The sequence below is a fragment of the Streptomyces sp. NBC_01450 genome (assembly GCF_036227505.1).
GTDB lineage: Bacteria > Actinomycetota > Actinomycetes > Streptomycetales > Streptomycetaceae > Streptomyces.
Map to the genome: position 1 here is coordinate 1,891,510 of NZ_CP109481.1, position 26,991 is coordinate 1,918,500.

21 protein-coding genes are annotated in these 26,991 nt (G+C 70.3%); 20 read left to right on the forward strand and 1 reads right to left on the reverse strand.

Features of this window, described 5'->3' with window-relative positions:
- Position 1 precedes the first annotated feature (1 nt).
- Together OG568_RS57315 and pcaB are read left to right on the forward strand one after the other, a co-directional pair.
- Positions 2–2,041, forward strand: a complete 2,040-nt coding sequence (locus tag OG568_RS57315; RefSeq protein ID WP_329538308.1) for an FAD/NAD(P)-binding protein — start codon at positions 2–4, stop codon at positions 2,039–2,041.
- A complete protein-coding gene (gene pcaB / locus OG568_RS57320; RefSeq protein WP_329537901.1) occupies positions 2,038–3,504 on the forward strand; it encodes a 3-carboxy-cis,cis-muconate cycloisomerase in 1,467 nt (488 codons plus the stop codon). Before OG568_RS57315 ends, pcaB begins: the two co-directional genes overlap by 4 nt.
- Positions 3,505–3,781: 277 nt before the next feature.
- On the opposite strand, the gene OG568_RS57325 is transcribed toward pcaB, so the two are convergent.
- A complete protein-coding gene (locus OG568_RS57325; protein ID WP_329537902.1) occupies positions 3,782–5,101 on the reverse strand; it encodes a multidrug effflux MFS transporter in 1,320 nt (439 codons plus the stop codon).
- A 562-nt stretch (positions 5,102–5,663) separates the two neighbouring features.
- On the opposite strand from OG568_RS57325, the gene OG568_RS57330 reads away from it, so the two are divergent.
- The 18 genes from OG568_RS57330 to ahcY all read left to right on the forward strand — a co-directional run bounded on the left by OG568_RS57330 (position 5,664) and on the right by ahcY (position 26,973).
- A complete protein-coding gene (locus tag OG568_RS57330; protein ID WP_323187047.1) occupies positions 5,664–6,680 on the forward strand; it encodes a type III polyketide synthase in 1,017 nt (338 codons plus the stop codon).
- A 40-nt stretch (positions 6,681–6,720) separates the two neighbouring features.
- Entirely contained in the window at positions 6,721–7,287 is a 567-nt protein-coding gene (locus OG568_RS57335; RefSeq protein WP_329537903.1) for a cupin domain-containing protein, read from the forward strand.
- A gap of 2 nt (positions 7,288–7,289) precedes the next feature.
- Complete coding sequence (locus OG568_RS57340; protein ID WP_329537904.1) at positions 7,290–8,450, forward strand: DegT/DnrJ/EryC1/StrS family aminotransferase; 1,161 nt, start codon at positions 7,290–7,292, stop codon at positions 8,448–8,450.
- A complete protein-coding gene (locus OG568_RS57345; RefSeq protein WP_329537905.1) occupies positions 8,447–9,442 on the forward strand; it encodes a class I SAM-dependent methyltransferase in 996 nt (331 codons plus the stop codon). The genes OG568_RS57340 and OG568_RS57345 overlap by 4 nt, the downstream gene beginning before the upstream one ends.
- Positions 9,443–9,495: 53 nt before the next feature.
- Complete coding sequence (locus OG568_RS57350; RefSeq protein ID WP_329537906.1) at positions 9,496–10,410, forward strand: aromatic prenyltransferase; 915 nt, start codon at positions 9,496–9,498, stop codon at positions 10,408–10,410.
- Between the two features lie 134 nt (positions 10,411–10,544).
- The gene (locus OG568_RS57355; RefSeq protein ID WP_329537907.1) at positions 10,545–11,024 is read left to right on the forward strand and encodes a TetR/AcrR family transcriptional regulator; all 480 of its coding nucleotides are present in this window, start codon (positions 10,545–10,547) and stop codon (positions 11,022–11,024) included.
- A 187-nt stretch (positions 11,025–11,211) separates the two neighbouring features.
- Positions 11,212–12,417: an acyltransferase family protein gene (locus OG568_RS57360; RefSeq protein ID WP_329537909.1), complete on the forward strand. Its 1,206-nt coding sequence runs from the start codon at positions 11,212–11,214 to the stop codon at positions 12,415–12,417.
- A 106-nt stretch (positions 12,418–12,523) separates the two neighbouring features.
- The gene (locus OG568_RS57365) at positions 12,524–13,999 is read left to right on the forward strand and encodes an FAD-dependent monooxygenase (RefSeq protein ID WP_329537910.1); all 1,476 of its coding nucleotides are present in this window, start codon (positions 12,524–12,526) and stop codon (positions 13,997–13,999) included.
- Between the two features lie 51 nt (positions 14,000–14,050).
- Positions 14,051–14,953, forward strand: coding sequence for an aromatic prenyltransferase (locus tag OG568_RS57370; protein WP_329537911.1), 903 nt, complete (start codon positions 14,051–14,053; stop codon positions 14,951–14,953).
- Positions 14,954–14,992: 39 nt separating this feature from the next.
- Positions 14,993–15,604 carry an NAD(P)H:quinone oxidoreductase gene (gene wrbA / locus OG568_RS57375; protein ID WP_266592711.1) on the forward strand — a complete coding sequence of 204 codons (612 nt, stop codon included), beginning with the start codon at positions 14,993–14,995 and terminating at the stop codon, positions 15,602–15,604.
- Between the two features lie 123 nt (positions 15,605–15,727).
- Positions 15,728–16,102, forward strand: coding sequence for a DoxX family protein (locus OG568_RS57380; protein ID WP_329537912.1), 375 nt, complete (start codon positions 15,728–15,730; stop codon positions 16,100–16,102).
- A 20-nt stretch (positions 16,103–16,122) separates the two neighbouring features.
- Complete coding sequence (locus OG568_RS57385) at positions 16,123–17,700, forward strand: class I adenylate-forming enzyme family protein (protein ID WP_329537913.1); 1,578 nt, start codon at positions 16,123–16,125, stop codon at positions 17,698–17,700.
- Between the two features lie 54 nt (positions 17,701–17,754).
- A complete protein-coding gene (locus tag OG568_RS57390; RefSeq protein WP_329537914.1) occupies positions 17,755–18,828 on the forward strand; it encodes a methyltransferase in 1,074 nt (357 codons plus the stop codon).
- 51 nt (positions 18,829–18,879) lie between these two features.
- Entirely contained in the window at positions 18,880–20,106 is a 1,227-nt protein-coding gene (gene metK / locus OG568_RS57395; protein ID WP_329537915.1) for a methionine adenosyltransferase, read from the forward strand.
- 172 nt (positions 20,107–20,278) lie between these two features.
- The gene (locus OG568_RS57400; protein ID WP_329537916.1) at positions 20,279–21,262 is read left to right on the forward strand and encodes a carbohydrate kinase family protein; all 984 of its coding nucleotides are present in this window, start codon (positions 20,279–20,281) and stop codon (positions 21,260–21,262) included.
- Positions 21,259–24,723, forward strand: coding sequence for a methionine synthase (gene metH, locus OG568_RS57405; protein WP_329537917.1), 3,465 nt, complete (start codon positions 21,259–21,261; stop codon positions 24,721–24,723). Before OG568_RS57400 ends, metH begins: the two co-directional genes overlap by 4 nt.
- Positions 24,720–25,586 (forward strand): methylenetetrahydrofolate reductase [NAD(P)H], encoded by an 867-nt coding sequence (gene metF, locus OG568_RS57410; protein WP_329537918.1) that lies wholly within the window; start codon positions 24,720–24,722, stop codon positions 25,584–25,586. The genes metH and metF overlap by 4 nt, the downstream gene beginning before the upstream one ends.
- The gene (gene ahcY, locus OG568_RS57415) at positions 25,576–26,973 is read left to right on the forward strand and encodes an adenosylhomocysteinase (protein WP_329537919.1); all 1,398 of its coding nucleotides are present in this window, start codon (positions 25,576–25,578) and stop codon (positions 26,971–26,973) included. Before metF ends, ahcY begins: the two co-directional genes overlap by 11 nt.
- Positions 26,974–26,991 lie beyond the last annotated feature (18 nt).

The window sequence follows — 26,991 nt, forward strand, 5'->3', positions numbered from 1 at the left end:
GTTGTCCTCGAACGACCCGGTCCCACAGCTGGAGGTGTGTCTGGTCGGCGCCGGTCCCCGGGGCCTGTCCGTCCTGGAACGGCTCTGTGCGCAGGAGCGCAAGTCCCCCCGCTGGGAGGCGGTCACGGTGCATGTCGTCGACCCGGACCCACCCGGTTCGGGACGGGTGTGGCGGCCCACGCAGTCCCGCCATCTGCTGATGAACACCGTCTCGTCCCAGGTCACGGTCTACACCGACGCCAGTGTGCGCATCGAGGGGCCGCTGGCCGAGGGGCCGAGCCTGTACCAGTGGGCCAAGGCGCTGGAGGCAGGGGCGCTCGAGCCCGGCTCCGGGGCCGCGCACGACGCGGAGATCCTCGCCGAGGTGCGCCGCCTGGGGCCCGACAGCTATCCCACCCGCGCGCTCTACGGCTGCTATCTGACCTGGGTGTTCCAGCAGGTTGTCGCGGATGCCCCGGCGCATGTGACGGTGCGCACGCACCCGCTGCGGGCCGTCGCCCTGGAAGGCGGCAAAAGCGGGGGGCCACGGTCGCAGACCGTCGTGCTCGAGGACGGCACCCGGCTGACCGGCCTGAGCGCGGTCGTCCTGGCCCAGGGACATGTGCAGGCACAACTCACCGAGACAGAGCGGGAGTTGACAGAATTCGCGGCCCGGCACGGGCTGACGTATCTGCCGCCCGCCAATCCGGCCGACGTCGACCTGTCGGACATCGGGCCCGACGAGGATGTGCTGGTGCGCGGGCTCGGGCTCAACTTCTTCGACTACCTGGCCCTGTTCACCCATGGCCGCGGCGGCGTCTTCACCCGCGTCGACGGCCGGCTCGTCTACCGGCCCTCGGGCCGCGAGCCGCGCCTGCACGCCGGATCCCGGCGCGGCGTGCCCTACCAGGGGCGTGGCGAGAACCAGAAGGGCGCGTACGGCCGCTACCTTCCCCGGCTGCTGACCACCGGATACATCGCGCGGCTGCGCGCGAGGCAGCCGCACCGGGGCGCCATCGACTTCGCCGCCGACCTGTGGCCGCTCATCTCCAAGGAGGTGTGCGGTGTCTACTACGCGACCCTGCTCGCGGCGCGCGGCGAACTCCCGGAGACCGTCGAGGAATTCACCGAGAACTATTTGCACGCCGAGCCGGGCGACGACGAGGACCGGCTCCTGGACGCCACCGGGATCGAGGCCGCCGAGCGCTGGGACTGGGAGCGCGTCGCCCGCCCGTACGGCACCCGTGTCCTGCGCGACCAGGCCACCTTCCGCAGCTGGCTGCGCGGCCACCTCGACGACGACGTCCGCCTGGCCCGCCAGGGCAACGTCGGCGGGCCGGTCAAGGCCGCCCTCGACGTCCTGCGCGACCTGCGCAACGAGCTGCGGCTCGCCGTCGACCACGCCGGGCTCACCGCCGCTTCCCATCGCGACGACCTCGACCACTGGTACACGCCGCTCAACGCCTATCTGTCCATCGGTCCCCCGGCATCGCGCATCGAGGAGATGGCCGCGCTCATCGAGGCGGGCGTCCTCGACGTGACCGGACCGGGCCTGCGCGTCACCGCCGAGGCCTGCGACGCGCTCGGCCCCTGCTTCACCGGTACGTCGAGCGCGATCGGGGACGTACGGGTGCGGGCCACGGCGCTCATCGAGGCCCGGCTGCCCGAGATCGATCTGCGGCGCACGGCGGATCCGCTGATGGGCCAGCTGCTGCGCACCGGACAGTGCCGTGCCTACCGCATCCCCGGCGCGGACGGCATCCCGTACGAGACCGGTGGCCTCGCGGTGACCGAGCGGCCCTTTCACCTCATCGACGCCCAGGGTGTACCGCATCCGCGGCGCTTTGCCTTCGGGGTGCCCACCGAGTCCGTGCACTGGGTCACCGCGGCCGGCATCAGACCCGGCGTCGGCTCCGTCACCCTCGAGGACTCCGACGCCATCGCGGCCGCGGTCCGCGCTCTGCCCGATCTTCCCTCCGTATCAGCCGAGTCGGCCGCCAGGTGGGCGAGCCGTATCGGCTCCCTCACGCTCTCGGACCCGAGTGGAAAGGCAGGCGTATGACCGGCTTTCCCGCCCACCTGGACGCGGGGCTGCTCTCCCCGGTCAGGGCAGGCACCCCCGCCGAGGCCGCCGTGGGCGACGGCGCCTGGCTGCAGGCGATGCTCGACGCGGAGGCGGGGCTGGCCCGGGCCCAGGCCCGCTGCGGTACGGTGCCCGCCGCCGCGGCCGAGGCCATCACGGCCGCGGCGCGCGCCGAACTGCTGGACGTACGGGAGTTGGCGCTGGCCGCGCGGGAGACCGCGAATCCGGTCGTGGGCCTGGTCAAGGCGCTGACCGCGGTGGTCGCCGAACGCTCCCCGCAGGCGGCGGAGTTCGTGCACCGCGGCTCGACCAGCCAGGACGTCTTCGACACCGGCGCCATGCTGGTGGCCGCGCGGACGCTGCGCCTGATCGTCGCCGATCTGCGGGAGGTGGCCGCCGCCCTCGGGGAGCTCGCCGCCGCCCACCGGGACACGGTGATGGCGGGCCGCACCCTCGCCCTGCACGCCGTGCCCACCACGTTCGGGCTCAAGGCGGCCGGCTGGCGCGAGCTGGTTCTGGACGCGGCCGAGCGTCTGGAGCGCACCGCCCGCGACGGGCTTCCGGTGGCGCTCGGTGGCGCCGCGGGGACACTGGCCGGCTATCTGCAGTACGCGGGCGAGGGCGCCGATCCCGCCGTCGTCCTCGAAGAGCTCGGCGCCGCCTTCGCCGCCGAGACCGGGCTGGCCGTGCCCGTGCTGCCCTGGCACGCCCTGCGCACCCCGATCGCCGACCTGGCGGCCGGGCTCGCGCACACGGCCGGTGCCCTCGGCAAGATCGCGGCGGACGTGCTGGTGCTCGTACGCACCGAGGTGGCCGAGGCCGCCGAGCCCGCGGTGGCGGGACGGGGCGCCTCCTCGGCGATGCCGCACAAGCGCAACCCCGTGCTCGCGACCCTGATCCGCTCGGCCGCCCTCCAAGTCCCCGCTCTGGCCGCCGTGTTGTACCAGTGCTTGAGCGCCGAGGACGAACGCTCGGCCGGGGTGTGGCACGCCGAGTGGCAGCCGCTGCGCGAATGCCTGCGGCTCACCGGCGGCGCCGCGCACACGGCCGTCGAACTCGCCCGTGGACTGATCGTCCACGCCGACCGGATGCGCGCCAACCTCGAGGCGACCGGGGGGCAGCTCGTCTCCGAGCGGGTCTCGGCGGTCCTGGCGCCGCGCCTGGGCAAGGCGGTCGCCAAGGTGCTGCTCACCGAGGCCTCGCTCGGCGCCACCGAATCCGGTCGGCCCCTGCGCGAGGTACTGGCCGAACACCCGCAACTGAAGGGTGTGTTGAGCGGCGAGGAGGTGGCCGCCCTGCTCGAACCCGCCGGATACACCGGCGTCGCGGGCCCGCTGGTCGACCGGGCGCTCGCCGGTTCGTCGCCCGGGGCTCGAGGAGCGGTCGAGCCCCGGCAGGGCATCGCCTCGAGCACCGTTGCCGGGGCGTGCCGTGCGCCTTAGCGTCTCATCCGTCGCGCGGCACGGGCCGCTTGCCCCACAGGCGTACAGGCCGTTGCTGAGCCATCGGTTGCGCCGATGGCTCTACGAGCGGGTCACGTACGCCGCGCCCGCCCCGCGAAGAGGCGGGGGCGGGATCAGGAACTGCACTGCCCCGGTGGCACGGCGCAGAGGGCCGGGCCAGGCAGGGCGGCATGGGTGAGCAGGGGACGGCCGCCCATGCCGCCACTCCTCGGAGTGTGCGCCGAAGGCGGCCTGCGCGCGCCGCCCGTCGCCTCGCTCAGTGCTCCGCCTCCTGCGCCGGTTCGCTCCGCCAGGGTCGGCACACCCCCAGGAAGCAGACGATCGCCGTCAGCGCGCTGCCCAGTTGGACCGCGGCCATGGGCACCGCCGTGTCCTTGCCCGCGATCCCCACGAGCGACGAGGCGATCGCCCCCATGACGAAGCAGGACATGCCCACCAGCGCGGAGGCGGACCCGGCGGCGTGCGGGGTGCGCATCATGGCGAGTGCGTTGGTGTTGGGCAGGACCAGGCCCAGTGCGGAGATCATGACGAAGAGGCAGACGGCGACCGGAGTCGCTCCCACGTCCCCGAAGAGGCCGCCCGTCACCGCCATCAGCACCGTCCCGGCGAGGGCGATCACGGTGAGCCCGCACCCGAGTGCCTTGTCCAGGCGGACCCGGCCGACGAGGATCTTGCCGTTGATCTGGCCGACCACCATCAGGCCGAGCGAGTTGAGGCCGAAGAGCAGGGAGAACATCTGCGGGGACGCCCCGTAGATCTCCTGGATCACGAACGGCGAGGCGGCGATGTACGAGAACAGCGCGCCGTACGCGAAGCCGTTGACCAGCATGTACCCGGTGAAGACCCGGTCGGCGAAGAGCCCGCGCATGATCCACAGAGCCCCGCGCACCCCGCCGCTCTGCCGCCGCTGAGGGTCGAGGGTCTCGGGCAGCCGGCGCCACACCAGCGCTGTGAGCGCGACGCCGATCGCGGCGAGCAGCAGGAAGATGCCCCGCCAGTTGGTGAAGTGCAGCACCTGCCCGCCCAGGACGGGCGCGATGATCGGGGCGACGCTGGATATCAGCAGCAGCGTCGAGAAGAAGCGGGCCATCTGCATGCCGTCGTACAGATCGCGCACCACCGCGCGCGCGATGACGATGCCGGCCGAGCCCGAAAGACCCTGCAACAGCCGTAGCGCGATGAGCAGTTCGGCGCTCGGTGCGACAGCACACATCGTGGCGGCCAAGACATAGACGACCAGGCCGACAAGGAGCGGCCTGCGCCGCCCCCACCTGTCGCTCATCGGACCGACCACGAGCTGCCCGAGCGCCATACCGGTGAGGCAGGCGCTGATCGTCAACTGACCGGTCGTGGCGGAGGTGTTGAGTGAGTGGGTGACCTCCGGCAGGGCCGGCAGATACATGTCCATCGACAGCGGCGGCACCGCGGCGAGCCCGCCGAGGATGAGTGTGACCAGGAGCCCCGTGCGGCGCAGCCCGTTTGCCGTGTCGAGCGCATCGTGTCCTGCCCGCGCTGGTGGCCGCGGCCCTGGGGGCTGCCCGCTGCCGGCGCCGGATTCCTCGATGCGCTGAGACATGCCGCCTCCGTGTCCAGTCGTACAGCTTCGCTCGGGGCTACTGCGTCTGCCGACCGATGGTGGCAGCAGAGCCCTACAGAACCAGTGGGGAACGACTGGGCCGGGGTTGCGCACCGCGCCGCCACCGTCGCGTGACCCACGTCACTTTCGGCTGCTCTTGGCGCGGCGGCGACAGGCATGTCACTATTTCAACACGCCACCCCTGCCCAAAAGTTGATGAGCGGCAGGCGATGAGGCGCTTCATCTGACGGTCCGGACGCATCGTCCGATCAGACCGCTTCCGTGCCCGACGCGGCACAGATCCCCCTCGCGATCCACCCTCCCTTCGCCATCCCCCGCCGTCGTCCGCGTTCCTTTGCGTGGCGGGGGGCTTTCGCATGCGCCGACGCCCTCGCACGGGGTCGGCGACACCACGTCCGTCCGCCGTACCGGCCAGGTCGGCTTCTGCACCTGTGCGCGGATCGCTCACGTACGTGCGGAAGGCAGACTCTAGAGAAAGTGGACCCCAGGTATGCCAAGGCTATGCAAGCCCGCGGTGAGTGTGCCGGAGAACGTCATCACGATGGAAGAGACTCTGGCGTTCGCCGAAAGAGTCCATGGTGGAAAGCCGCAACTGCCGCTGGCGCTGCGGCTGATTCGGAACACGGGTGTCCAGAAGCGGCATATCGTCCAGCCCATCGAGACGACGCTCCACCACCCGGGCCTGACGGAACGCAACCGCATCTACGAGCTCGAGTCCAGGAAGCGGTGCCCCGAGGTCATCGAGCAGGCCCTGAGGAACGCCGATGTGATGGTGCGTGACATCGACGCGATCATCTACGTGTCGTGCACGGGCTTCTCCATGCCCTCGCTCACCGCGTGGCTCATCAACAAGCTCGGGCTGCGCTCCGACACCCGGCAGATCCCCATCGCCCAGCTGGGCTGCGCGGCGGGCGGCGCGGCCATCAACCGCGCGCAGGACTTCTGCGCGGCCCACCCGGGCAGCAACGTCCTGATCGTGTCGTGCGAACTGTGCTCGCTGTGCTACCAGCCCGACGCGGACGACATCGGATCCCTGTTGTCCGACGGCCTGTTCGGCGACGCGGTCGCGGCCGCCGTGGTGCGCGGCGTCGGCGGTGTCGGCATCGAGCTGGAGCGCAACGCCTCCTACCTCATCCCGAACACCGAGGACTGGATCTCCTACGCCGTGCGCGACACCGGCTTCCACTTCCAGCTCGACCGCCGGGTGCCGGGGACGATGGAGCCGCTGGCCCCGGTGCTGCGCGAGTTCGCCAAGGACCACAGCTGGGACGCCGGCAACCTCGACTTCTACATCGTGCACGCGGGCGGCCCCCGGATCCTGGACGACCTCGCCAAGTTCCTCGAGGTCGACCGCAAGGTGTTCCGCCACAGCTGGGCGACGCTGAGCGAGTACGGCAACATCGCCAGCGCCGTCGTCCTGGACGCCGCACGCAGGCTGTTCGAGGAGGACGCCCCGGCCCCCGACGCCACCGGTCTGATCGCGGGATTCGGTCCCGGCATCACCGCGGAGATGGCACTGGGCCGCTGGGCCGTGGACACACCGCAGCTCGTCGACTGAGCCCGCGCGGGATTTCGTACGGACAAAGGAAGCGAATGGCATGAGCAACCTCATTACTCCCGCCGGCCAGGGGCGAAAGCTGGTGACCAAGGCGCAGGAAGTGACCTTCAAGGCGACCAAGGAGCAGGGCTCCTCGATATCCATCTTCGAAGTGGTCGTCCCGCCCGGATTCGATGTCGGTGCGCACGTCCACAACGAGTCGCAGGAGTTCTTCTACGTGCTCGAGGGCGAGCTGGAGATCCTGTGCTTCGAGCCGAGGGAGCGTACGCACGACACCTGGCACCACTGGGAGTCAGCCGACGGTGAGCGGGTGGTCCGGGTCGGGGCGGGCGGCTGCATGTTCGTTCCGCCGGGAACGCCGCACGCGTTCAGGAACCCCACCGACCGGCCGACGACCATGCTGTTCCAGAGCTACCCGTCTCCCGAGCACGAGCACTACTTCGAGGAGATCGCGGAAATCTGGTCGACGGGCAAGGCGGTGGACCCCGAGGCCGTGGAGGAGATGCGCCGGCGCTACGACGTCAGTCAGCTCACGCCGATGCGCTTCGAACCGCCGGTGCTCGACGATTCCCCGTCCACGGCGGCGCGTGCGAGTGCGGAGGCGTGACAATGACCGATGAGATAACCCTGGTTCACGCGAGCCTGGGCGAGCGGGAACTGGCGGCCGTCGCCGAGGTGTTCGCCTCGGGCTGGCCGGCCGGCCAGGGCCCGAGGGGCAAGGCCCTCGAGGCCCAGCTGAAGCAGCGCTACAACGCCGGCGGGGCGGTCGCGGTGAGCAACTGCGGCGCCGCGCTCCACCTCGCCATGCTCGCGTTCGGCGTCAAACCGGGCGACGAGGTGATCGTCGCCGACTACACGTTCCCGGCCCCGGCCCACGCGGTGCGCTACGTCGGTGCGACCCCGGTGTTCGCCGACGTCCGCGCCGACACCGGCACCGTGGACCCGCAGGCGGTCGCCGCGCTGGTCGGCCCGCGCACCGTGGGCATCATCGCCGTCGACACCGTCGGTCTGCCCGCCGACTACACGCGGCTGCAGGCGATCGCGGACCGCCACGGGCTGTTCCTCGTCGAGGACGCCGCCTGCGCGGTGGGCGCGACGTACCGGGGCCGCGAGGCGGGCACGCTGGCCGAGGTGGCCTGTCTGTCCTTCCACGGACGCAAGGGAGCCACCAGCGGGGAGGGCGGCGCCCTGATCGCCACCGACCCGGCGATCGCGGCGGACGCCCGGCTGCGGTCGTCCTTCGGCATCGGCAGCATCTTCGATCAGGCACAGGTCGTCGGGCTGCCGATCCCGCAGTTCACCGAGATCGGCTACAACTTCAAACTGTCCGACATCGCCGCGGCCATCCTGCAGGTCCAACTGGACCGGATCGGCGAGCTGTTGGAACGCCGCAGTGTCGTGGCGGCGCAGTACGCCGAACTCTTCGCCGACGAGGAACTCCTCACGGTGCCGCACGTGCCGTCGGACCGCACCCACGCCTGGCAGTCCTACGTGGTGACGCTGGATCCGGGCGTGGACCGTGCGGGGGTCGCCACCGACCTGCGTGCGCAGGGCATCGGCTGCGGGCACGGGACCTGGGCGACCCATCTGCAGCCCGTGTTCGACTCGCGGCAGACATGCCCCGCCTCGGCGGACCTCTTCCAGCGCAATCTCGCGATTCCCATGCACGCCGAGCTGACGGCGCACCAGGTCGAGCGGGTCGTGGCCGCGGTGCGTACCGCGCTGCGGGCCAACTCGGCGTCCACCCGGGCCCCAGGAAGGGCAGCATGACCAACAACCAGCCGACCCCGGACACCGTCCTGCGGCTCATCAACGGCTACTGGGCCACCGGCATCGTCGGTGCGGCCGCCGGCCACGCGGTGTTCACCCATCTCGAGAACGGCGCCGACACCCCCGGCCTGCTCGCCACCCGCGCGGAGATCTCCGAACGGGGCGCGCAGACGCTCCTCGACGGGCTCGTCAGCGTGGGCCTGGTCGAGCTGCACGACGGCAGGTACCGCAACACCGCGGAGGCATCCGCGTATCTGGTCGAGGGCAAGCCCGCGTGCCTGAGCAGCTTCGCCCAGCTGAAGCTGACCCATATGGGCAGCCTGGCCGCCCTGCCCGAAGTGGTCCGCACCGGCGGGCCCGTGACGGATCCGACGACGGAGGTCGCCGACAACCCGCACTGGGCGCTGGTCGTCCCGGCCATCGCCGCGCAGTCGGTCCCCGCGGCGACGCTCGCCGCGCAGGTGCTGAGGCTGCCCGAGGCGGGGGAGGTGTCGATCCTCGACGTGGGCGGCGGCTCGGGCATCTACTCGGCCCTGTGGCTGGAGGCCAACGCGCAGGCCCGTTCGACCCAGCTCGACTGGGAGCCGATCAACAAGATCGCCCGCCGGCTCCTCGAGGAGCGGGGCCTGGCCGACCGGTTCACCTGCATCGACGGCGACTTCCACTCCACCGACTTCGGTGAGGGGCTCTACGACGTCGCGCTCTACTCCCACATCGCCCACCAGGAGGGACCCGAGGAGAACACCGAGGTCTTCACGCGGCTGCGCCGGGCCCTCAAGCCCGGCGGCGCCCTCGTGGTCTGCGACTACGTCGTCGACGACGACCGCGGCGGCCCCGCGTTCCCGCTGCTGTTCGCCTCGGAGATGCTGCTCAAGTCCAACCAGGGCGGGACCTGGCGGCGCTCCGAGTACCGCGACTGGCTGCTCAAGGCCGGCTTCGGGGACGTCTCGTTCCACTCCGCACCGCCCGCCACCCTGGTCGTCGCCCGGTAACGGGACGGCCCTTCGCCGCCACAGGCGGCAACCGACAGGTATTTGGAGGACCCGTGTCCCAAGCCACCGAGGTCGAGGACGTCTACTCGGCCATCGAGGAATCGGCCCAGCGGGTGGGGGCGCCCTGTGCACGCGAGAAGATCGTGCCGATCCTGACCGCCTACGGCGACGCTCTCGCCGACGCCGGGATCGTGCTGAGCGTGTCGACGGGCGAACACCCCCCGGCCGAGCTCGACTACACCATCACCGTGCCCACCCAGGGCCCCGACCCCTACGCCACCGCCGTGGAGCACGGCTTCGTCGCGCGCACGGACCACCCGGCGGCCACCCTGCTCTCGGACATCCGGGAGCAGGTACCGGTCAGCGAGTACTTCATCGACGGCGGGGTGGTCGCGGGCTTCAGCAAGATCTACGCGCACTTCCCGTTCGATCCGCTCACGGTGGAGCGGCTCGCCGCCCTGCCGTCCATGCCGCGCGCCGTGGCCGAGAACGCCGATCTCTTCGCGCGCCACCACCTGCACCAGGCCGCGATGATCGGGATCGACTACCGGCGCCGGACGGTCAATCTGTACTTCGCCGGGCTCCCCGCGGAATTCGGCGAAGCGGAGAACATCCTGTCGCTGCAGCGCGAGCTCGGTCTGCCCCGGCCCGATGGAGAACTCCTGGAGTTCGCCCGGAAATCGTTCCGGGTGTATGTCACCCTCAGCTGGGACTCCGCGCAGGTGAAGCGAATCTGCTACGCCCCTGCACCGGTCCGTGACTGGGATCCCACGGCACTTCCGGTGCGTATCGAGCCGGAGATCGAGAAGTTCGTACGGGGTGCCCGGCGCACCTATGGCGGTGATCCCATTGTCATCGCCGCCTGCAAGTGGACCCCCGACGGGGCCTACTTGAACCTCGGCCCCTACACCCGCGTTTCGCCCCTGATGCGGACATTGTTGCGGAACCTCACCGGGCAAGAGGTGTGATCCCCGCTCGTCGGTGATCCGGGTAATGCGAGGACGCAGCCGAACTCCAGCGGGCCTCTAGAGGGGATGAGCGACGATTGCAGTCCCGGGGTTCGTCGTTCACGGAAATCTCCTGCCGACCATCGGAGGGAATCATGCCCGAAGTCACCACGACCGCAGAAGGTCCGAGCGCCCTCAATGCCCTCGGGGACGCGCTGGCCCAGGCCGGGGCGGAGTCGATCTCCGGGCAGCGCGAGCAGCTGGCCGCGGGCCTGCTGTCGGCCTCCCTGAAACAGTGGGAGAACCCCGAGGTCAGGCCGCAGCTGCTCGCGGACCTGACGGCCGCGATCACCGACGAGGCGGGCGCGGAGAAGATGCGCGCCTTCATGTCCGCCCAATCCTCCCAGATCTTCAGCCAGTTGGGGAAAGCGCTCGGTTTGTCGCAGACCCTCGACATCAACGAAGTGGCGGAGATCCTCAAGGTGCCGCCGCTGAACATCAATGCGGCACAGGCGCAGGTCTGGGGCATGGTCATCCTGCGCTACATTCTCCGGCTCGAACCGATTTCCTCGGCGTCGGCGGACGAACTCGTCGAGCTTCTCGCTCCGACCATCCAGCGTTATCTGGTCGGCTAGTCAGCCTTTTCCGGAAGTCGGGACCGAGCCCTTTCCCCGATGCGGGACCCGTATTTCACGCATCCCACGCACATGCTCAACCGCTGTGCAAGGGAGCGCAGCTGAAGCGCCCCGCGACGTATTTCGTGAGTTCATCGCACGTCGACCACCCAGCCGATCGCATACGTGACTGAAAGGCAGTAAGCCCATGGCAGACCGAACCGCCGCATCGACCGCCGGCGGTCCACCGCAGCGCCCGGCCGCGCTGCCTTCGCTCACCGGCCTGCGGTGGCTGGCGGCCGTATTCGTGTTCCTCGCCCATGCCTCGATGCTCTCCGGTCCCAACCGGCCGGACGCGCCGCTCAGCTTCTTCGCCGACCAGGACCTCGCGAAGGGGCTGGCCCACTTCTTCGAGCCCGGATTCGTCATGGTGTCCTTCTTCTTCGTGCTCAGCGGCTTCGTCCTGACCTGGTCGACGGCACCGGGGGAGCGGACCACGGCGATCTGGCGGCGGCGTGCCCTGAAGGTCTACCCCAACCACATCGTGGTCTTCGTCGTGGCGATGTGGCTGTTCGCCTCCTCCGAGCCGACGCGCGCCTGGCTGCCGAACCTCTTCCTGGTGCACACCTGGAGCAACAAGCCCGAGGTGATCTCCAGCGTCAACCTCCCGGCCTGGTCGCTGTGTGTCGAGGTGTTCGCCTACGCGCTGTTCCCGCTGCTCCTCGTCCTGGTGCGACGGATCAAGGAGAGCAGGCTGTGGCTGTGGGCCGGTGCGATGGTGGCCGGTGTCGTCGGCGTGCCGGTGGTGACCCAGGTGTTCGTCTCCGGTGGCGTCCGGGTGCCGACGTACGACCTGTGGATGAACCAGCTCTGGTTCAGCTACGGCTTCCCGCCCGCCCGCCTGTTCGAGTTCATGCTCGGCATGGTTCTGGCCCGGATCGTCGCCGCGGGCCTGTGGCCGCGCAACATCGGCATGCCGGCCTCGATGGTCCTCTTCGCCGCCGGGTACTGGCTCTCGTTCGCCCTGCCCTACCCGTACAAGTTCTACGTCGGCACGATCATCCCGTTCGCCGTGCTCGTCTGTGCCACGGCCGCGCGTGACCTGCGCGGCGAGGGCGGCTGGCTCGCCAGTCGGCCCATGGTCTACCTGGGCAATGTCTCCTTCGCCTTCTACCTCACCCAGGGCGTGGTCATGTTCTACGGCCGTCCCAAGGTGTGGGGCGCCCACACCTACGGTGTGCTCCCCGCCCTGGGGATGCTGCTGGTGCTCTTCCTGGCGAACCTGCTGGCCGGCTGGCTGCTGTACCGCTTCGTCGAGCTGCCGATCATGCGCCGCTTCAGCCGCAGCAGGAAGCGGACCGCACCGGTCGCGACCCGCGGCCCCGAAGCCGCCGCGGTCACCGGGGTCGCCTGAGCGGCCCGCACGCCCCGAGCACATCCGACAGATCGTCAAAACCCGCACATCGCATCCCATCACCACAACGTGACCACGCGTCGGCGCGCGCGAGGAAAGGACTGACATGGCCAGGAAGTTGGACACCGACGTCATCGTCGTCGGGGGCGGCCCCACCGGCCTGATGCTGGCCGGGGAACTGCGTCTGGGCGGTGCGGACGTCATCGTCGCCGAGGCCCTCGAGCAGCCGACCGGCCAGTCGCGTGCCCTCGGCTTCACCACCCGCGCCCTGGAGTCGTTCGAGCAGCGGGGTCTCCTGCCCCGCTTCGGCACCGTCGAGACCATGCCGATGGGGCACTTCGGCGGGATCCCCTTCGACTACACCGTCCTGGAGGACGCCAACTTCGGCGCCCGCGGCATCCCGCAGTCCCAGTCGGAGGCGGTCCTCGAGGCGTGGGCCGGCGAACTGGGCGCCGACATCCGCCGCGGCCGCGAACTGACCGCCCTCGATCAGGACGAGGACGGCGTCACGGTCACCGTGACCGCCCCCGACGGGACGCGCGAGGAACTGCGCGCCCTGTACGTGGTCGGCGCCGACGGTGCGCACAGCGCGGTGCGCAAGGCCGCGGGCATCGACTTCCCCGGCACATCCGGGACCCAGGTGATGCACCTGGCCGACGTGGCCGGCTCCGGGGTGCGCCCGCGCCCCTTCGGCGAGCGGCTCCCGCTCGGCCTGGTGCAGGTCTTCCCGGGCGGCGAGATCGACCGCGTCATCATGACCGAGTACGACGCCCCGGTGGACAACCACAACGAGACCCCTCAGTACGCGGAGGTCGCCGAGGCGTGGCTGCGCGTGACCGGCGAGGACATCTCGGCCGGCAAGCCCCTGTGGGTGAGCTCCTTCACCGACGCCACCCGCCAGGCGGCCGAGTACCGCAAGGGCCGGGTGCTGCTCGCCGGCGACGCCGCCCACATCCACCTGCCGGTCGGCGGCCAGGGCATGAGCGCCGGTGTGCAGGACGCGGTCAATCTGGGCTGGAAGCTCGCCGCCACCGTCCGCGGCCGGGCCCCCGAGGGCCTGCTGGACACCTACCACGGCGAGCGCCACCCGGTGGGCGCGCGGCTGCTGGCCAACACCCGGGCACAGGCCATGTCCATCTTCGGCGGCGACGAGTCGCAGGGACTGCGCGACCTGTACGCCGAGCTGATCGCCCTCGACGAGGTGAAGCGCCACCTGGCCGGCATGGTCAGCCACGTCGACATCCGCTACGACATCGAACCGGACGGCCACCCCCTCGTCGGCCGCCGGCTGCCCGCCCGCACGCTCGACACCGCGAGCGGCCCGGTCGCCACCCCCGAACTGCTGCACCCGGCGCTCGGTGTGCTGCTCGACCTCTCCGACTCGGCCGAGCTGCGGTCGGCCGCGGCCGGCCGGCAGGACCGGGTCACCACCGTCACCGGCACGCTGCCCGCCGGCGGGGCCTTCGACAAGATCGCCGCGCTGCTGGTCCGCCCCGACGGATACATCGCCTGGGCCGGCGACGACCTCGCCGGTCTGACGACCGCCCTCGAGCGCTGGTTCGGCGCTCAGGACCACGCGTAGCCGCCCTCACGGCCCGTCACAACCACGCCCATCAACCGAACGTGGGGATGTATGTCGAACAAACGTGAGCTGGCAGGTCTCTACTCGGTCATCGAGGAATCCGCCCGGCTGGTGGACGTGACCTGCTCGCGGGAGACGGTCTGGCCGATCCTGACCGCGTACGGGGACGTGCTTGCCGAGGCCGTGGTGGCCTTCCGGGTGGCCACCGGCGAGCGCAACGACGGTGACTTCGACTGCCGTTTCACCCTGCTGCCCAAGGACATGGACCCGTACGCGGTCGCTCTCGAGAGCGGCCTGAGCGCGAAGACCGACCATCCCGTCGGGAGCCTGCTCGGGGAACTGCACCGCGAATTCCCCATCGCGAGCAGCGGAATCGACTTCGGGGTCGTCGGCGGCTTCAAGAAGACCTGGTCCTTCTTCCCGACCGACGACCTCCAGTCGCTGTCCGATCTGGTCCGTCTCGAGTCGCTGCCGCCCAGCGTGGCAGGCAACCTCGACTTCTTCACCCGGTACCAACTGGCCGACCGGGTCAGCCTGGTGGGGATCGACTACCCGAACAGGTCGGTGAACCTGTACTTCGGCGCGGCCCCCGAGCAGACCTTCCAGGCCGACGGCATCCGCTCGATCCTGCGGGACGCGGGGCTGGCCGCGCCGAGCGAGCGACTGCTGCGCCTCGGCGAGCAGGCGTTCGGCATCTACGCCACCTTGACCTGGGACTCGCCGAACGTCGAGCGGATCACCATCGCGGCCATGACGCCGGATCCGACGACGCTGCCCGTGCGCATCGAACCGAAGATCGAGCACTACGTGAACGAGGCGCCCTACAGCACCGACGACCGCCAGTTCGTGTACGCGATCACGTCGTTGCCCAAGGGCGAGTACCACAAGCTCCAGTCGTACTACAAGTGGCAGTCGCGGGTGGAGAACATCCTGCTGGTCTCCGACAACGGATGACGGCAGCGCCGGGCAGTCAGTGAGAGAGGGAAACGGAATATGGAACCCGTGAACGTCGCCGTCATCTACTACAGCGCGACCGGCAGCGTGCACGCCCTGGCGCAGGCCGCCGCCGAGGGCGCCCAGAAGGCCGGCGCCACCGTGCGGCTGCGCAAGGTCCGCGAACTGGCCCCGCCGGAGGCGATCAACTCCAACCCGGCCTGGGCCCAGCACATCCAGGACAGCGCCGACATCACCGAGGCCGCCCTGGAGGACCTTGCCTGGGCCGACGCCGTACTGCTCGGCACGCCGACCCGCTTCGGCAACCCGGCCAGCCAGCTGCGGGCGTTCCTGGAGACGACCGGTCCGCTGTGGGCGCAGGGCCGGCTCGCGGGCAAGGTGTGCTCGGCCTTCGCCGCCTCCAACACCGCCCACGGCGGACAGGAGTCGACGATCCTGGCGCTGTCCAACACGTTCTACCACTGGGGCGGGATCATCGTGCCCCCCGGCTACACCGACCCGATCCAGTTCAAGACCGGCAATCCGTACGGGACTTCGCACGTCGCCGCCGTGGGCGCACCCGGCGAGGACACCCTGGAGTCGGCCCGTCACCAGGCCCGGCGCGTCGTCGAGACGGCGGCGGCGCTCAAGGCCGGCCGCGCGGCCGCCTGAGCAGCGGCCGGATCGGCCGGCCACGGCGCGACGGCGGCCCCGGGCACGGCGCCCGGGGCCGCCGTCGCACCCGCCGCCTTCACACCGCCGCCGTCACACCCCGAACTCCCAAGGAGAACTCTCGTGAACATCGCACTGTGGATCGTCGCGGTAGTGCTGGGCGCAGCGTGCCTGGCCGGCGGCGCCATGAAGGTCGCCCAGCCGACGGAGAAGCTGGCCGCCGCCGGCTTCGGCTGGGTCGACGACTTCGGCTCCGGGCCCGTCAAGGCCATCGGGGCCCTCGAGGTGCTCGCCGGGGTGGGGCTGATCCTGCCCGGCGCGCTCGACGTTGTACCGGTTCTGGTGCCGCTGGCCGCCGTCGGCCTGGTGCTTCTGATGATCGGAGCGGCCTTCACGCATCTGCGTCGCCAGGAGGCCCAGGCGATCGTGGTGAACGTGTTCCTGCTCGCCGTGGCGGGCTTCGTGGTGTGGGGCCGCTTCGGTCCCTACTCCTTCTGACCGGCAAGGGAGACAGTGCGATGAAGGGCTCCACGGTCTACGCATCGATACAGCGGCGCGGTCTGCACATCGGCCTGCTGCCGGCGATGGCCGCGGCGGTGAACCCGTCGACCCCGATCACGCTCGACCACGACCTGGACGTCTTCCCCGAGGCGGGCCGGCGTCTGACGGTGGCGCAGTACGCCGACCACGTGGACGATCTGGCGGCCCGGCTGTGGGCGGCCGGCGTCCGGCCCGACGAGCACGTCGTGCTCTACAAGACCGCGAACGCCGACCACTGGATGCTCGCCGCCGCGGTGTCGCGTATCGGCGCGGTCGTGGTGAACCTGTCGCCGGCCCTGGACGCCACGACCGTGGGGGTCCTGCTCGAGCGGGTCGGCCGGCCGACCCTGCTCACCGACGGCGCCAAGCTCGACGTCCTCGCCGGGGTGCCGCTGACGGAGCTCACCCGGCGGGTGATCACCGCGAGCGGCGAGCGGCCGGGGGCCCTCTCACTCGCCGATCTCGCGGGCGCACCGCGCGTCGAGCCGGTGCTCAGGCCCATCGACGAGGCCGCCGTGATCACTCACACCTCCGGCACCACCGGGATTCCCAAGCTCGTGGTGCACACGCCCCGCACGCAGGGTGTGCGCCTCATACCGCAGTGGCGGCTGCTCTCCTTGATGCGCAAGAAGGAGACCGTCGCGATCCACATCCCCTTCGTGCACTCCCGGATGGTCGCGGCGATGTCCCTGGCGCTCGCCAAGGAGTTCCCGATCCTGCTCCTGCGGGAGCCGGACCCCGAGGCCGTCGCGGAGCAGTTCCTGCGGCACAGGCCGGCGTTCGTCGAGGCGCTGCCCAACTCGCTGATGGAGTGGGAGGAGCTCGCCGACGACGCGCGGCGCCCGTTCGCGTCGGTGAAGGTCTTCAGCAGCACCTTCGACGCGATCCATCCGCGCACGATGAGCAGGCTGCTGAAGGCCTCCGGGCGGCGCGGGGCCCTGTTCTTCCAGATCTACGGGCAGAGCGAGGTCGGCCCGGCCGTGGGCCGCGCCTACTTCCGCCGCTCCGTCCACAAGGCGAACGGCCGCTGCGTCGGCTGGGCCATGCCCAGGGGCGCCGCGAAGGTCCGCGTGGTCAGCCGGGACGGCAGCACCCCCTCCGAGCGGCACCCGGGCTTCATCGAGGTCGCGTGGGACGGGCTGGCCAAGACGTACTTCGCCGAGCAGGAGCGCTACGACACCAACCGCGACGGCGACTGGTGGCGGACCGGCGACGTCGGATACCGCACCCGGTTCGGCTGCCTGCACATGCTCGACCGGGAGGTCGACATGATCCCCGGGGTGCGCAGCTCCCTGGAGGTCGAGGACGTCGTGCTGAGCCGGCTCGACGAGCTGAGCGAGCTGGTCGTGGTCCAGGGCCCCGGCTCGGAGCCGGTCCCGGTGATCTGCACCGTCGACGACGAGCCGCTGGACCCGGAGCGCTGGCGGGCCGCCGCCGCCGACTTCCCCCAGCTGGCCGACCCGGTCCAGATCCCCCAGGCCGAACTGCCCCGCACCGCCACCTTGAAGGTGCAGCGGGGCGCACTGACCCACCGCTTCAAGCAACAGCTGGGCTAGCCCAAGCCGGCGTACCTTCCCGCGGCTCACTCGTTTTCGAAGGGGATCACTGCAATGACGACACAGGCCACCCTCGCCCGGCTGCGCGAATACATGGTGGGCCCCTCGCGGTTCATGACCCTGGTGTCCGTGTTCGAGCTGGGCATCGTCGACAAGCTCCGGGCCACCCCGGACCTGACCGCCGAGCAGCTCGCCGAGGCCGTCGGCGCCGCCCGGCCCGACGCCGTGGAGCAGCTCCTCTTCCTGCTGGTCAAAGAGGGTTTCATCGCCCAGGACGAGACCACCGGGGGATACCGGCTCGACGCCCTCGCCCATGTCGCCGAGAGCGATCTGAAGCGTGCCCTGTCCTACATGAACCTCATCAAGGTGACGGCGCTGCGGCAGCTGTTCTACCTCACCGAGAGCGTCCGAACCGGCACGATCGTCGGCCTGAAGGAGCTCTACGGCGCCGAGGGCACCCTCTACGACGCGGTGGACGACCACCAGGATCTCAACGACTCCTGGCTGACCCTGATGAACACCGTCACCGCCAACATCGACCCGTGGTTCTTCGCCAACGTCGACATCCCCGCGGGCAGCCAGGTCCTCGACGTCGCCGGCAACACCGGCCTCGGCGCGATCCACACCTACCGCCACAAGGCGTCCCCCGGCCTGAAGGTCACCACCTTCGACCTGCCGCACAAGGAGACGCAGGCGCTCGCCAACTTCAAGGCCGAGGGCCTTCAGGAGCATCTGTCCTTCATCGGCGGCAACGTCTTCGACGAGATCCCCCAGGGCTTCGACGTCGCCCTGATCAAGCACTTCCTGGACATGTTCGACAAGGCCGACGTCCTCACCATCCTCAAGGGCGTCCACAAGTCGCTCGACGCCGGGGGCGAGGTGCACATCCTCGTGCCGGTGTACCCCGAGGACATCAAGGACGCCGACAACTACAACGTCGACTTCTTCCCGGCCTTCTTCATCGGTGCCGCCATGGGGCAGGGCGGCCCGCAGAAACTGTCGACCTATCAGAGCTGGCTGGAGGAGGCCGGGTTCAAGGTGACCAGGGCGCTGACCAAGGACTCGAGCGAGATTCCGCCGGATGTCATCCCCGTACAGGCCATTCTGTCCGCGACGAAGATTGCGTGATCGGCCGAGCTCGGACTCCACCTGCCCGCCCACCCACAGCCCTGGAGAGCCATGTCCCGCCGTCTGTTCACCTCGGAATCCGTGACCGAAGGACACCCCGACAAGATCGCCGACCAGATCAGCGACACGATCCTCGACGCGCTGCTGCGCCAGGATCCCACCTCGCGCGTCGCGGTCGAGACCCTCATCACCACCGGCCAGGTGCACATCGCCGGGGAGGTGACGACCGACGCGTACGCCGATGTGGCGACGCTGGTGCGGGAGAAGGTCGTCGACATCGGCTACGACTCGTCGGCCAAGGGCTTCGACGGGGCGTCCTGCGGTGTCTCGGTGTCCATCGGCGCGCAGTCCCCGGACATCGCGCAGGGCGTCGACACGGCGTACGAGAAGCGCGTCGAGGGTGCCTCCTGCGAAGCCGAGGGGGACGAGCTCGACAAGCAGGGCGCGGGCGACCAGGGCCTGATGTTCGGTTACGCCTGCGACGAGACGCCCACGCTGATGCCGCTGCCGATCGAGCTGGCCCACCGCCTGTCGCGGCGGCTGACCGAGGTCCGCAAGGACGGCACCGTCCCGTATCTGCGGCCCGACGGCAAGACCCAGGTCACCATCGAGTACCTGGGCGACCGCCCCGTCCGCCTGGACACCGTCGTGGTCTCCTCGCAGCACGCGAGCGACATCGACCTGGACTCGCTGCTCACCCCCGACATCCGCGAGCACGTCGTCGAGTACGTCCTTCGGCAGCTCGCCGACGACGGGATCAAGCTGGAGACGGACGACTACCGTCTGCTGGTCAACCCGACCGGCCGCTTCGAGATCGGCGGCCCGATGGGCGACGCGGGCCTGACCGGCCGCAAGATCATCATCGACACGTACGGCGGCTACGCCCGGCACGGCGGCGGCGCCTTCTCGGGCAAGGACCCCTCGAAGGTGGACCGCAGCGCCGCGTACGCGATGCGCTGGGTCGCCAAGAACGTGGTCGCCGCGGGTCTCGCCGCACGTTGCGAGGTCCAGGTCGCCTACGCCATCGGCAAGGCCGAGCCGGTCGGTCTGTTCGTGGAGACCTTCGGCACCCACACGGTCTCCGTGGAGCGGATCGAGGACGCCGTCGCCGCGGTCTTCGACCTGCGCCCGGCCGCGATCATCCGCGACCTGGACCTGCTGCGCCCGATCTACGCCCAGACCGCCGCGTACGGCCATTTCGGCCGCGAGCTGCCGGACTTCACCTGGGAGCGCACCGACCGCGCGAAGGCCCTGCGCGCGGCGGTGGACGCGGCCTGACCGCGCGGCGCCCGGCAGACCCCGGAGCCGGCCCCGAGCCAGCGGGGAGCGACGGTCATCATCCCCCCGTCCCGTCGCTCCCCGCTCTTCGTCCGCCGGCCGAGCCCGCCGGCGGCCTGTTGTCGGTAAGAACGTTCCGCCCGAGGTTCCCCGAGGTCCAAGGAGTACTCCCGTGCGTCTGGCCGTGACCGGATCGATAGCGACCGACCATCTGATGGTGTTTCCCGGGCGGTTCGCCGAGCAGCTGATCAAGGAACAGCTGGAGCGGGTCTCCCTGTCCTTCCTCGCCGACGGGCTCGAGGTGCGCCGCGGCGGCGTCGCCGCCAACATCGCCTTCGGCCTCGGCCTGCTCGGCCACCAGCCGCTGCTGATCGGCGCGGCGGGCCTGGACTTCGCCGAGTACGACACCTGGCTGCGGGCGGGCGGTGTCGACACCTCCGGTGTCCGGGTCAGCGAGACCCTGCACACTGCCCGCTTCGTGTGCACCACCGACACGGACCAGAACCAGATCGCCACCTTCTACGCCGGAGCCATGGCCGAGGCCCCCCGTATCGACCTCGCGGCGATCGCCGCCCGCGTCGGCCGGCCCGGGCTCGTCCTGGTGGGGGCCGACGACCCCGGGGCCATGCTGCGGCACACCACCACGGCCCACCGGCTCGGCATCCCCGTCGCCGCCGACCCGTCCCAGCAGCTGGCCCGGCTCGACCGCGAGCAGGCCCGTCAACTGGTCGGCGGGGCACGGTGGTTGTTCACCAACGAGTACGAGGCCGCGCTGCTGCGGGAGCGTACCGGCTGGAGCGAACAGGACCTCCTCGAGCGGGTCGGCACCTGGATCACCACGCTGGGCGCGGACGGGGTGTCGCTGGCCGCCCGCGGTGAGCCCCGCCTCGTCGTACCGGCCGTGGCCACCGACACCATCGCCGACCCCACGGGCGCCGGCGACGCCTTCCGCGCCGGTTTCCTCGCCGGTCACGCGTGGCAGTGGCCGCACGAGCAGGCGGCCCAGCTCGGCTGCGCCCTGGCCGCCACCGTCCTGGAGTCGGTGGGCACGCAGGAGTACAAACTCCTGCCGGCGGAGCTGATCGCCCGTATCGACGCCGCGTACGGTCATGAGGCCGCCCGCACCATCGAGCCGCGCCTTGCGGGTGTGGCATGAGCGCGCCGCAGCACCTCCGGGCCGCCGCGCTGCGCGAAGCGCTCGCGACCCGTGTCGTGGTGGCCGACGGCGCGATGGGCACGATGCTGCAGGAGCAGGACCCCACGCTGGAGGACTTCCAGCAGCTGGAGGGCTGCAACGAGGTCCTCAACGCCACCCGCCCCGACATCGTCGCGTCCGTGCACCGCGCCTACCTGGACGCGGGCGTGGACCTGGTCGAGACCAACACGTTCGGCGCGAACGCCACGGCGCTCGCCGAGTACGACATCGCGGACCGCATCGTCGAACTGTCCGAGTCCGGTGCCCGCATCGCCCGCGAGGTCGCCGACGAGTTCACCGCGTCGACAGGGCGCCAGCGCTGGGTCCTCGGCTCGATGGGGCCGGGGACGAAACTGCCCACGCTCGGCCATGTCCCGTACACCGTGATCCGCGACGGCTACCAGCGCAACGCGGAAGGTCTGATCGCCGGCGGCGCGGACGCGCTGATCGTGGAGACCTCGCAGGACCTGCTGCAGACCAAGTCGGCCGTGCTCGGCGCCCGCCGCGCCCTGGACGCGAGCGGCGCGGACCTGCCGCTGCTGGTGTCGCTGGCCTTCGAGACGACCGGCGTGATGCTGGTCGGCTCGGAGATCGGCGCGGCGCTCACCGCCCTGGAGCCGCTGGGCATCGACATGATCGGCCTCAACTGCTCGACCGGTCCCGCCGAGATGAGTGAGCACCTGCGTCATCTGGCCCGCCACTCCCGGATCCCCCTGCTGTGCATGCCGAACGCGGGCCTGCCCGTACTGACCAAGGACGGGGCGCACTTCCCGCTCGGCCCGGAGGGCCTGGCGGACGCGCAGGAGACGTTCGTGCGCGACTTCGGCATGTCGCTGGTCGGCGGCTGCTGCGGTACGACCCCGGAGCATCTGCGCCGCCTGGTGGAACGGATGGAGGGCCTGACCCCGACCCGACGGGACCCGAGCCCGGAGCCCGGCGCCGCTTCCCTGTACACGCACGTGCCGTTCCGGCAGGACACGGCGTACATGGCGATCGGGGAGCGGACGAACGCGAACGGGTCGAAGAAGTTCCGCGAGGCCATGCTGGAGGGCCGCTGGGACGACTGTGTGGAGATGGCCCGGGACCAGATCCGTGAGGGCGCGCACATGCTCGATCTGTGTGTCGACTACGTGGGCCGTGACGGTGTGGCGGACATGGCGGAGCTGGCGGGGCGTTTCGCCACGGCTTCGACGCTGCCGATCGTGCTGGACTCGACCGAGGTCCCGGTCATCCGGGCGGGGTTGGAGAAGCTGGGCGGGCGTGCGGTCATCAACTCGGTCAACTACGAGGACGGGGACGGGCCCGAGTCGCGGTTCGCGAAGGTCACCCGGCTGGCGCGGGAGCACGGGGCGGCGTTGATCGCGCTGACCATCGACGAGGAGGGTCAGGCCCGCACCCCGCGGAAGAAGGTGGAGATCGCCGAGCGGCTGATCGAGGACCTGACGGCCAACTGGGGTATCCACGAGTCGGACCTCCTCATCGACACCCTGACGTTCACGATCTGCACGGGGCAGGAGGAGTCGCGGGGTGACGGGATCGCCACGATCGAGGCGATCCGGGAGCTGAAGCGGCGCCACCCGGACGTGCAGACCACACTGGGGTTGTCGAACATTTCCTTCGGTCTGAACCCGGCCGCCCGGATCGTGCTCAACTCGGTTTTCCTGGACGAGTGTGTGAAGGCGGGGCTGGACTCGGCGATCGTGCACGCGTCGAAGATCCTGCCGATCGCGCGGTTCGACGAGGAGCAGGTGACCACGGCCCTCGACCTGATCTATGACCGGCGGCGTGAGGGCTATGACCCGCTGCAGAGGCTGATGGAGCTGTTCGAGGGTGCCACGGCGAAGTCGTTGAAGGCCGGCAGGGCCGAGGAGTTGGCGGCGCTGCCGCTGGAGGAGCGGCTCGAGCGGCGCATCATCGACGGTGAGAAGAACGGCCTGGAGGCCGATCTCGACGAGGCCCTGACCGCGCGCCCTGCCCTGGACATCGTCAACGACACCCTGCTGGAGGGGATGAAGGTCGTCGGTGAGCTGTTCGGGTCCGGGCAGATGCAGTTGCCGTTCGTGCTGCAGTCCGCCGAGGTGATGAAGAACGCGGTCGCCCATCTGGAGCCGCACATGGAGAAGTCGGACGCGCAGGGCAAGGGCACCATCGTGCTGGCCACGGTGCGTGGTGACGTCCATGACATCGGCAAGAACCTGGTCGACATCATCCTGTCGAACAACGGCTACAACGTGGTCAATCTGGGCATCAAGCAGCCGGTCTCCGCGATCCTGGAGGCCGCCGCCGAGCATCGCGCGGATGTGATCGGCATGTCGGGTCTGCTGGTCAAGTCCACGGTGATCATGAAGGAGAACCTGGAGGAGCTCAACCAGCGCAAGCTGGCGGCCGACTACCCGGTGATCCTCGGCGGTGCCGCGCTCACCCGCGCGTATGTCGAGCAGGATCTGCACGAGATCTACGAGGGCGAAGTGCGCTACGCCCGGGACGCGTTCGAGGGCCTGCGCCTGATGGACGCCCTGATCGCGGTCAAGCGCGGGGTGCCCGGCGCGACCCTGCCCGAGCTGAAGCGACGCCGGGTCCCGAAGCGGGAGGTGGTGCTCGAAGCGCCGCAGGACGTCGGCCGGTCGGACGTCGCGGTCGACAACCCGGTCCCGGCTCCGCCGTTCTGGGGCACCCGCGTCGTCAAGGGCATCCAGCTCAAGGAGTACGCGTCCTGGCTCGACGAGGCCGCCCTGTTCAAGGGCCAGTGGGGTCTCAAGGGCGACACGCTGGAGAGCGAGGGCCGCCCGCGGCTGCGCGGCTGGCTGGACGAGCTGCACACCAAGAACCTGCTCGAAGCGGCCGTGGTCCACGGCTACTTCCCCTGTGTGTCCAAGGGCGACGACCTGATCGTCCTGGACGAGCGGGGCAACGAGCGGACCCGCTTCACCTTCCCGCGCCAGCGCCGCGGCCGGCACCTGTGCCTGGCCGACTTCTTCCGCCCGGAGGAGTCCGGCGAGGTCGACGTCGTCGGCCTGCAGGTCGTCACCGTCGGTTCGAAGATCGGTGAGGCCACCGCCGAGCTGTTCGCGTCCGACTCCTACCGCGACTACCTCGAACTGCACGGCCTGTCCGTGCAGTTGGCCGAGGCGCTCGCCGAGTACTGGCACGCCCGCGTCCGCGGCGAACTCGGCATCGCCGCCGACGACCCGGCGCACCTCGACGGGATGCTGCGCACCGAGTACCAGGGCTGCCGCTATTCGCTCGGCTACCCCGCCTGCCCGAACCTGGAGGACCGCGCCAAGATCGCCGAGCTGCTGCGGCCCGAGCGGATCGGCGTCCACCTCAGCGAGGAGTTCCAGCTCCACCCCGAGCAGTCCACCGACGCGATCGTCCTGCACCACCCCGAGGCCAACTACTTCAACGCGGGAGGCCGCTCGTGACGACTTTCTCCTTCGAGTTCTTCCCGCCGAAGACGGCCAGGGGCGAGGACACGCTGTGGAAGGCGATCCGGCGCATCGAACCGCTCCGGCCCGACTTCGTGTCCGTCACCTACGGTGCGGGCGGCTCGTCGCGGGACCGGACGGTGGCCGTCACCCGGCGGATCGCCGCCGAGACGACACTGCGCCCCGTCGCCCATCTGACCGCCGTCGGCCACTCGGTGGCCGAACTGCGCCACATCATCGGGCAGTACGCGGACGCGGGCATCCGGGACGTCCTGGTCCTGCGCGGGGACCCGCCGGGCGATCCGAAGGGTCCCTGGACGCCGCACCCGCGGGGCTTGCGGTATGCGTACGAACTCGTCGAACTGGTCCGCTCGCTGGGCGACTTCAGAATCGGGGTGGCCGCCTTCCCCGAGCGGCATCCGCGCTCGGGGGACTGGGACGAGGACATCCGCCACTTCGTCGCCAAGTGCAGGGCGGGCGCCGACTACGCGATCACGCAGATGTTCTTCCGGGTGGGGGACTACCTGCGGCTGCGCGACCGGGTCGCGGCCGCCGGCTGCGACATCCCGATCATCCCGGAGATCATGCCCGCCACCGACCACCGGCAGATCGCCCGCTTCGCCGAACTGTCCGACGCCGCCTTCCCCACCGGTCTCGCGGCCCGTCTGCACACGGCCCGCGGCGACGCGGCCGCCGGCCACCGCATCGGTGTCGAGTACGCCACCGCCATGGCCGACAGCCTCCTCGCGGAGGGCGCCCCCGGACTGCACTACATCACCCTCAACAGGTCCACCGCGGCCCTGGACATCCACCGCAACGTACTGGCCTCCTCGAACACAAGGATCCTCAATGCCTGCTGAGACCGCAGATTTCAAGGTCGCCGACCTGTCCCTGGCCGAGTTCGGCCGCAAGGAGATCACGCTCGCCGAGCACGAGATGCCCGGTCTGATGTCGATCCGCGAGGAGTACGCCGCCGCCCAGCCGCTGGCCGGCGCCCGGATCACCGGCTCCCTGCACATGACGGTCCAGACGGCCGTCCTCATCGAGACCCTCATCGCCCTGGGCGCCGAGGTCCGCTGGGTCTCCTGCAACATCTTCTCCACCCAGGACCACGCGGCCGCCGCGATCGCCGCCGCCGGGATCCCGGTCTTCGCCTGGAAGGGCGAGACGCTCGAGGAGTACTGGTGGTGCACCGAACAGGCTCTCACCTGGCCCGGCCACGCGGGCCCGAACATGATCCTGGACGACGGCGGTGACGCCACCCTCCTCGTGCACCTGGGCGTCGAACGCCAGAAGTCGGGCAGGCTTCCCGAGGCCGACAGCGAGGAACTCGTCGTGGTCCGCGCCCTGTTGGAGAACAGCACGCTCGACTGGTCCGCTCTCGCCTCGGAGATCCGCGGTGTGACGGAGGAGACGACGACGGGTGTGCACCGTCTGTACGAGATGCAGCGCGAGGGCTCGCTACTGTTCCCCGCGATCAATGTGAACGACGCGGTGACGAAGTCGAAGTTCGACAACAAGTACGGCTGCCGCCACTCGCTGGTCGATGGCATCAACCGCGCCACCGACGTCCTGATCGGCGGCAAGACCGCGGTCGTGTGCGGTTACGGCGATGTGGGCAAGGGCTGTGCGGAGTCGCTGCGCGGGCAGGGTGCCCGGGTGATCGTGACGGAGATCGACCCGATCTGCGCGCTGCAGGCGGCGATGGACGGATACCAGGTCACGACGCTCGACGAGGTCGTCGACACGGCGGACATCTTCGTCACGACGACCGGCAACAAGGACATCATCATGGCGGGCGACATGGCCAGGATGAAGCACCAGGCGATCGTCGGGAACATCGGTCACTTCGACAACGAGATCGACATGGCCGGTCTGGCGAAGATCGACGGCATTGTGAAGGACGAGGTCAAGCCGCAGGTCCACACGTGGACGTTCCCGGACGGCAAGGTCATCATCGTGCTGTCCGAGGGCCGTCTGCTGAACCTGGGCAACGCGACCGGCCACCCGTCGTTCGTGATGTCCAACAGTTTCGCGGACCAGACGCTGGCGCAGATCGAGCTGTTCACCAAGCAGACCGAGTACCCGACCGACGTGTACGTGCTGCCCAAGTACCTGGACGAGAAGGTCGCGCGTCTCCACCTGGACTCGCTCGGCGTCAAGCTCACCGAGCTGCGCCCGGAGCAGGCCTCGTACATCGGCGTCGAGGTCGAGGGCCCCTACAAGCCGGACCACTACCGCTACTGAGCGCCGCCGCGGCCCCGT

Bases quoted from the DNA above. Each gene is read 5' to 3' on its own strand.
- OG568_RS57335 (WP_329537903.1), top strand. From the start codon at position 6,721: ATGAGCAACCTCATTACTCCCGCCGGCCAGGGGCGAAAGCTGGTGACC.
- OG568_RS57360 (WP_329537909.1), top strand. From the start codon at position 11,212: ATGGCAGACCGAACCGCCGCATCGACCGCCGGCGGTCCACCGCAGCGC.
- OG568_RS57390 (WP_329537914.1), top strand. From the start codon at position 17,755: ATGACGACACAGGCCACCCTCGCCCGGCTGCGCGAATACATGGTGGGC.
- OG568_RS57385 (WP_329537913.1), top strand. From the start codon at position 16,123: ATGAAGGGCTCCACGGTCTACGCATCGATACAGCGGCGCGGTCTGCAC.
- OG568_RS57365 (WP_329537910.1), top strand. From the start codon at position 12,524: ATGGCCAGGAAGTTGGACACCGACGTCATCGTCGTCGGGGGCGGCCCC.
- OG568_RS57355 (WP_329537907.1), top strand. From the start codon at position 10,545: ATGCCCGAAGTCACCACGACCGCAGAAGGTCCGAGCGCCCTCAATGCC.
- pcaB (WP_329537901.1), top strand. From the start codon at position 2,038: ATGACCGGCTTTCCCGCCCACCTGGACGCGGGGCTGCTCTCCCCGGTC.
- wrbA (WP_266592711.1), top strand. From the start codon at position 14,993: ATGGAACCCGTGAACGTCGCCGTCATCTACTACAGCGCGACCGGCAGC.
- OG568_RS57340 (WP_329537904.1), top strand. From the start codon at position 7,290: ATGACCGATGAGATAACCCTGGTTCACGCGAGCCTGGGCGAGCGGGAA.
- OG568_RS57345 (WP_329537905.1), top strand. From the start codon at position 8,447: ATGACCAACAACCAGCCGACCCCGGACACCGTCCTGCGGCTCATCAAC.
- metK (WP_329537915.1), top strand. From the start codon at position 18,880: ATGTCCCGCCGTCTGTTCACCTCGGAATCCGTGACCGAAGGACACCCC.
- OG568_RS57370 (WP_329537911.1), top strand. From the start codon at position 14,051: ATGTCGAACAAACGTGAGCTGGCAGGTCTCTACTCGGTCATCGAGGAA.
- metH (WP_329537917.1), top strand. From the start codon at position 21,259: ATGAGCGCGCCGCAGCACCTCCGGGCCGCCGCGCTGCGCGAAGCGCTC.
- OG568_RS57325 (WP_329537902.1), bottom strand. From the start codon at position 5,101: ATGTCTCAGCGCATCGAGGAATCCGGCGCCGGCAGCGGGCAGCCCCCA.
- ahcY (WP_329537919.1), top strand. From the start codon at position 25,576: ATGCCTGCTGAGACCGCAGATTTCAAGGTCGCCGACCTGTCCCTGGCC.
- OG568_RS57330 (WP_323187047.1), top strand. From the start codon at position 5,664: ATGGAAGAGACTCTGGCGTTCGCCGAAAGAGTCCATGGTGGAAAGCCG.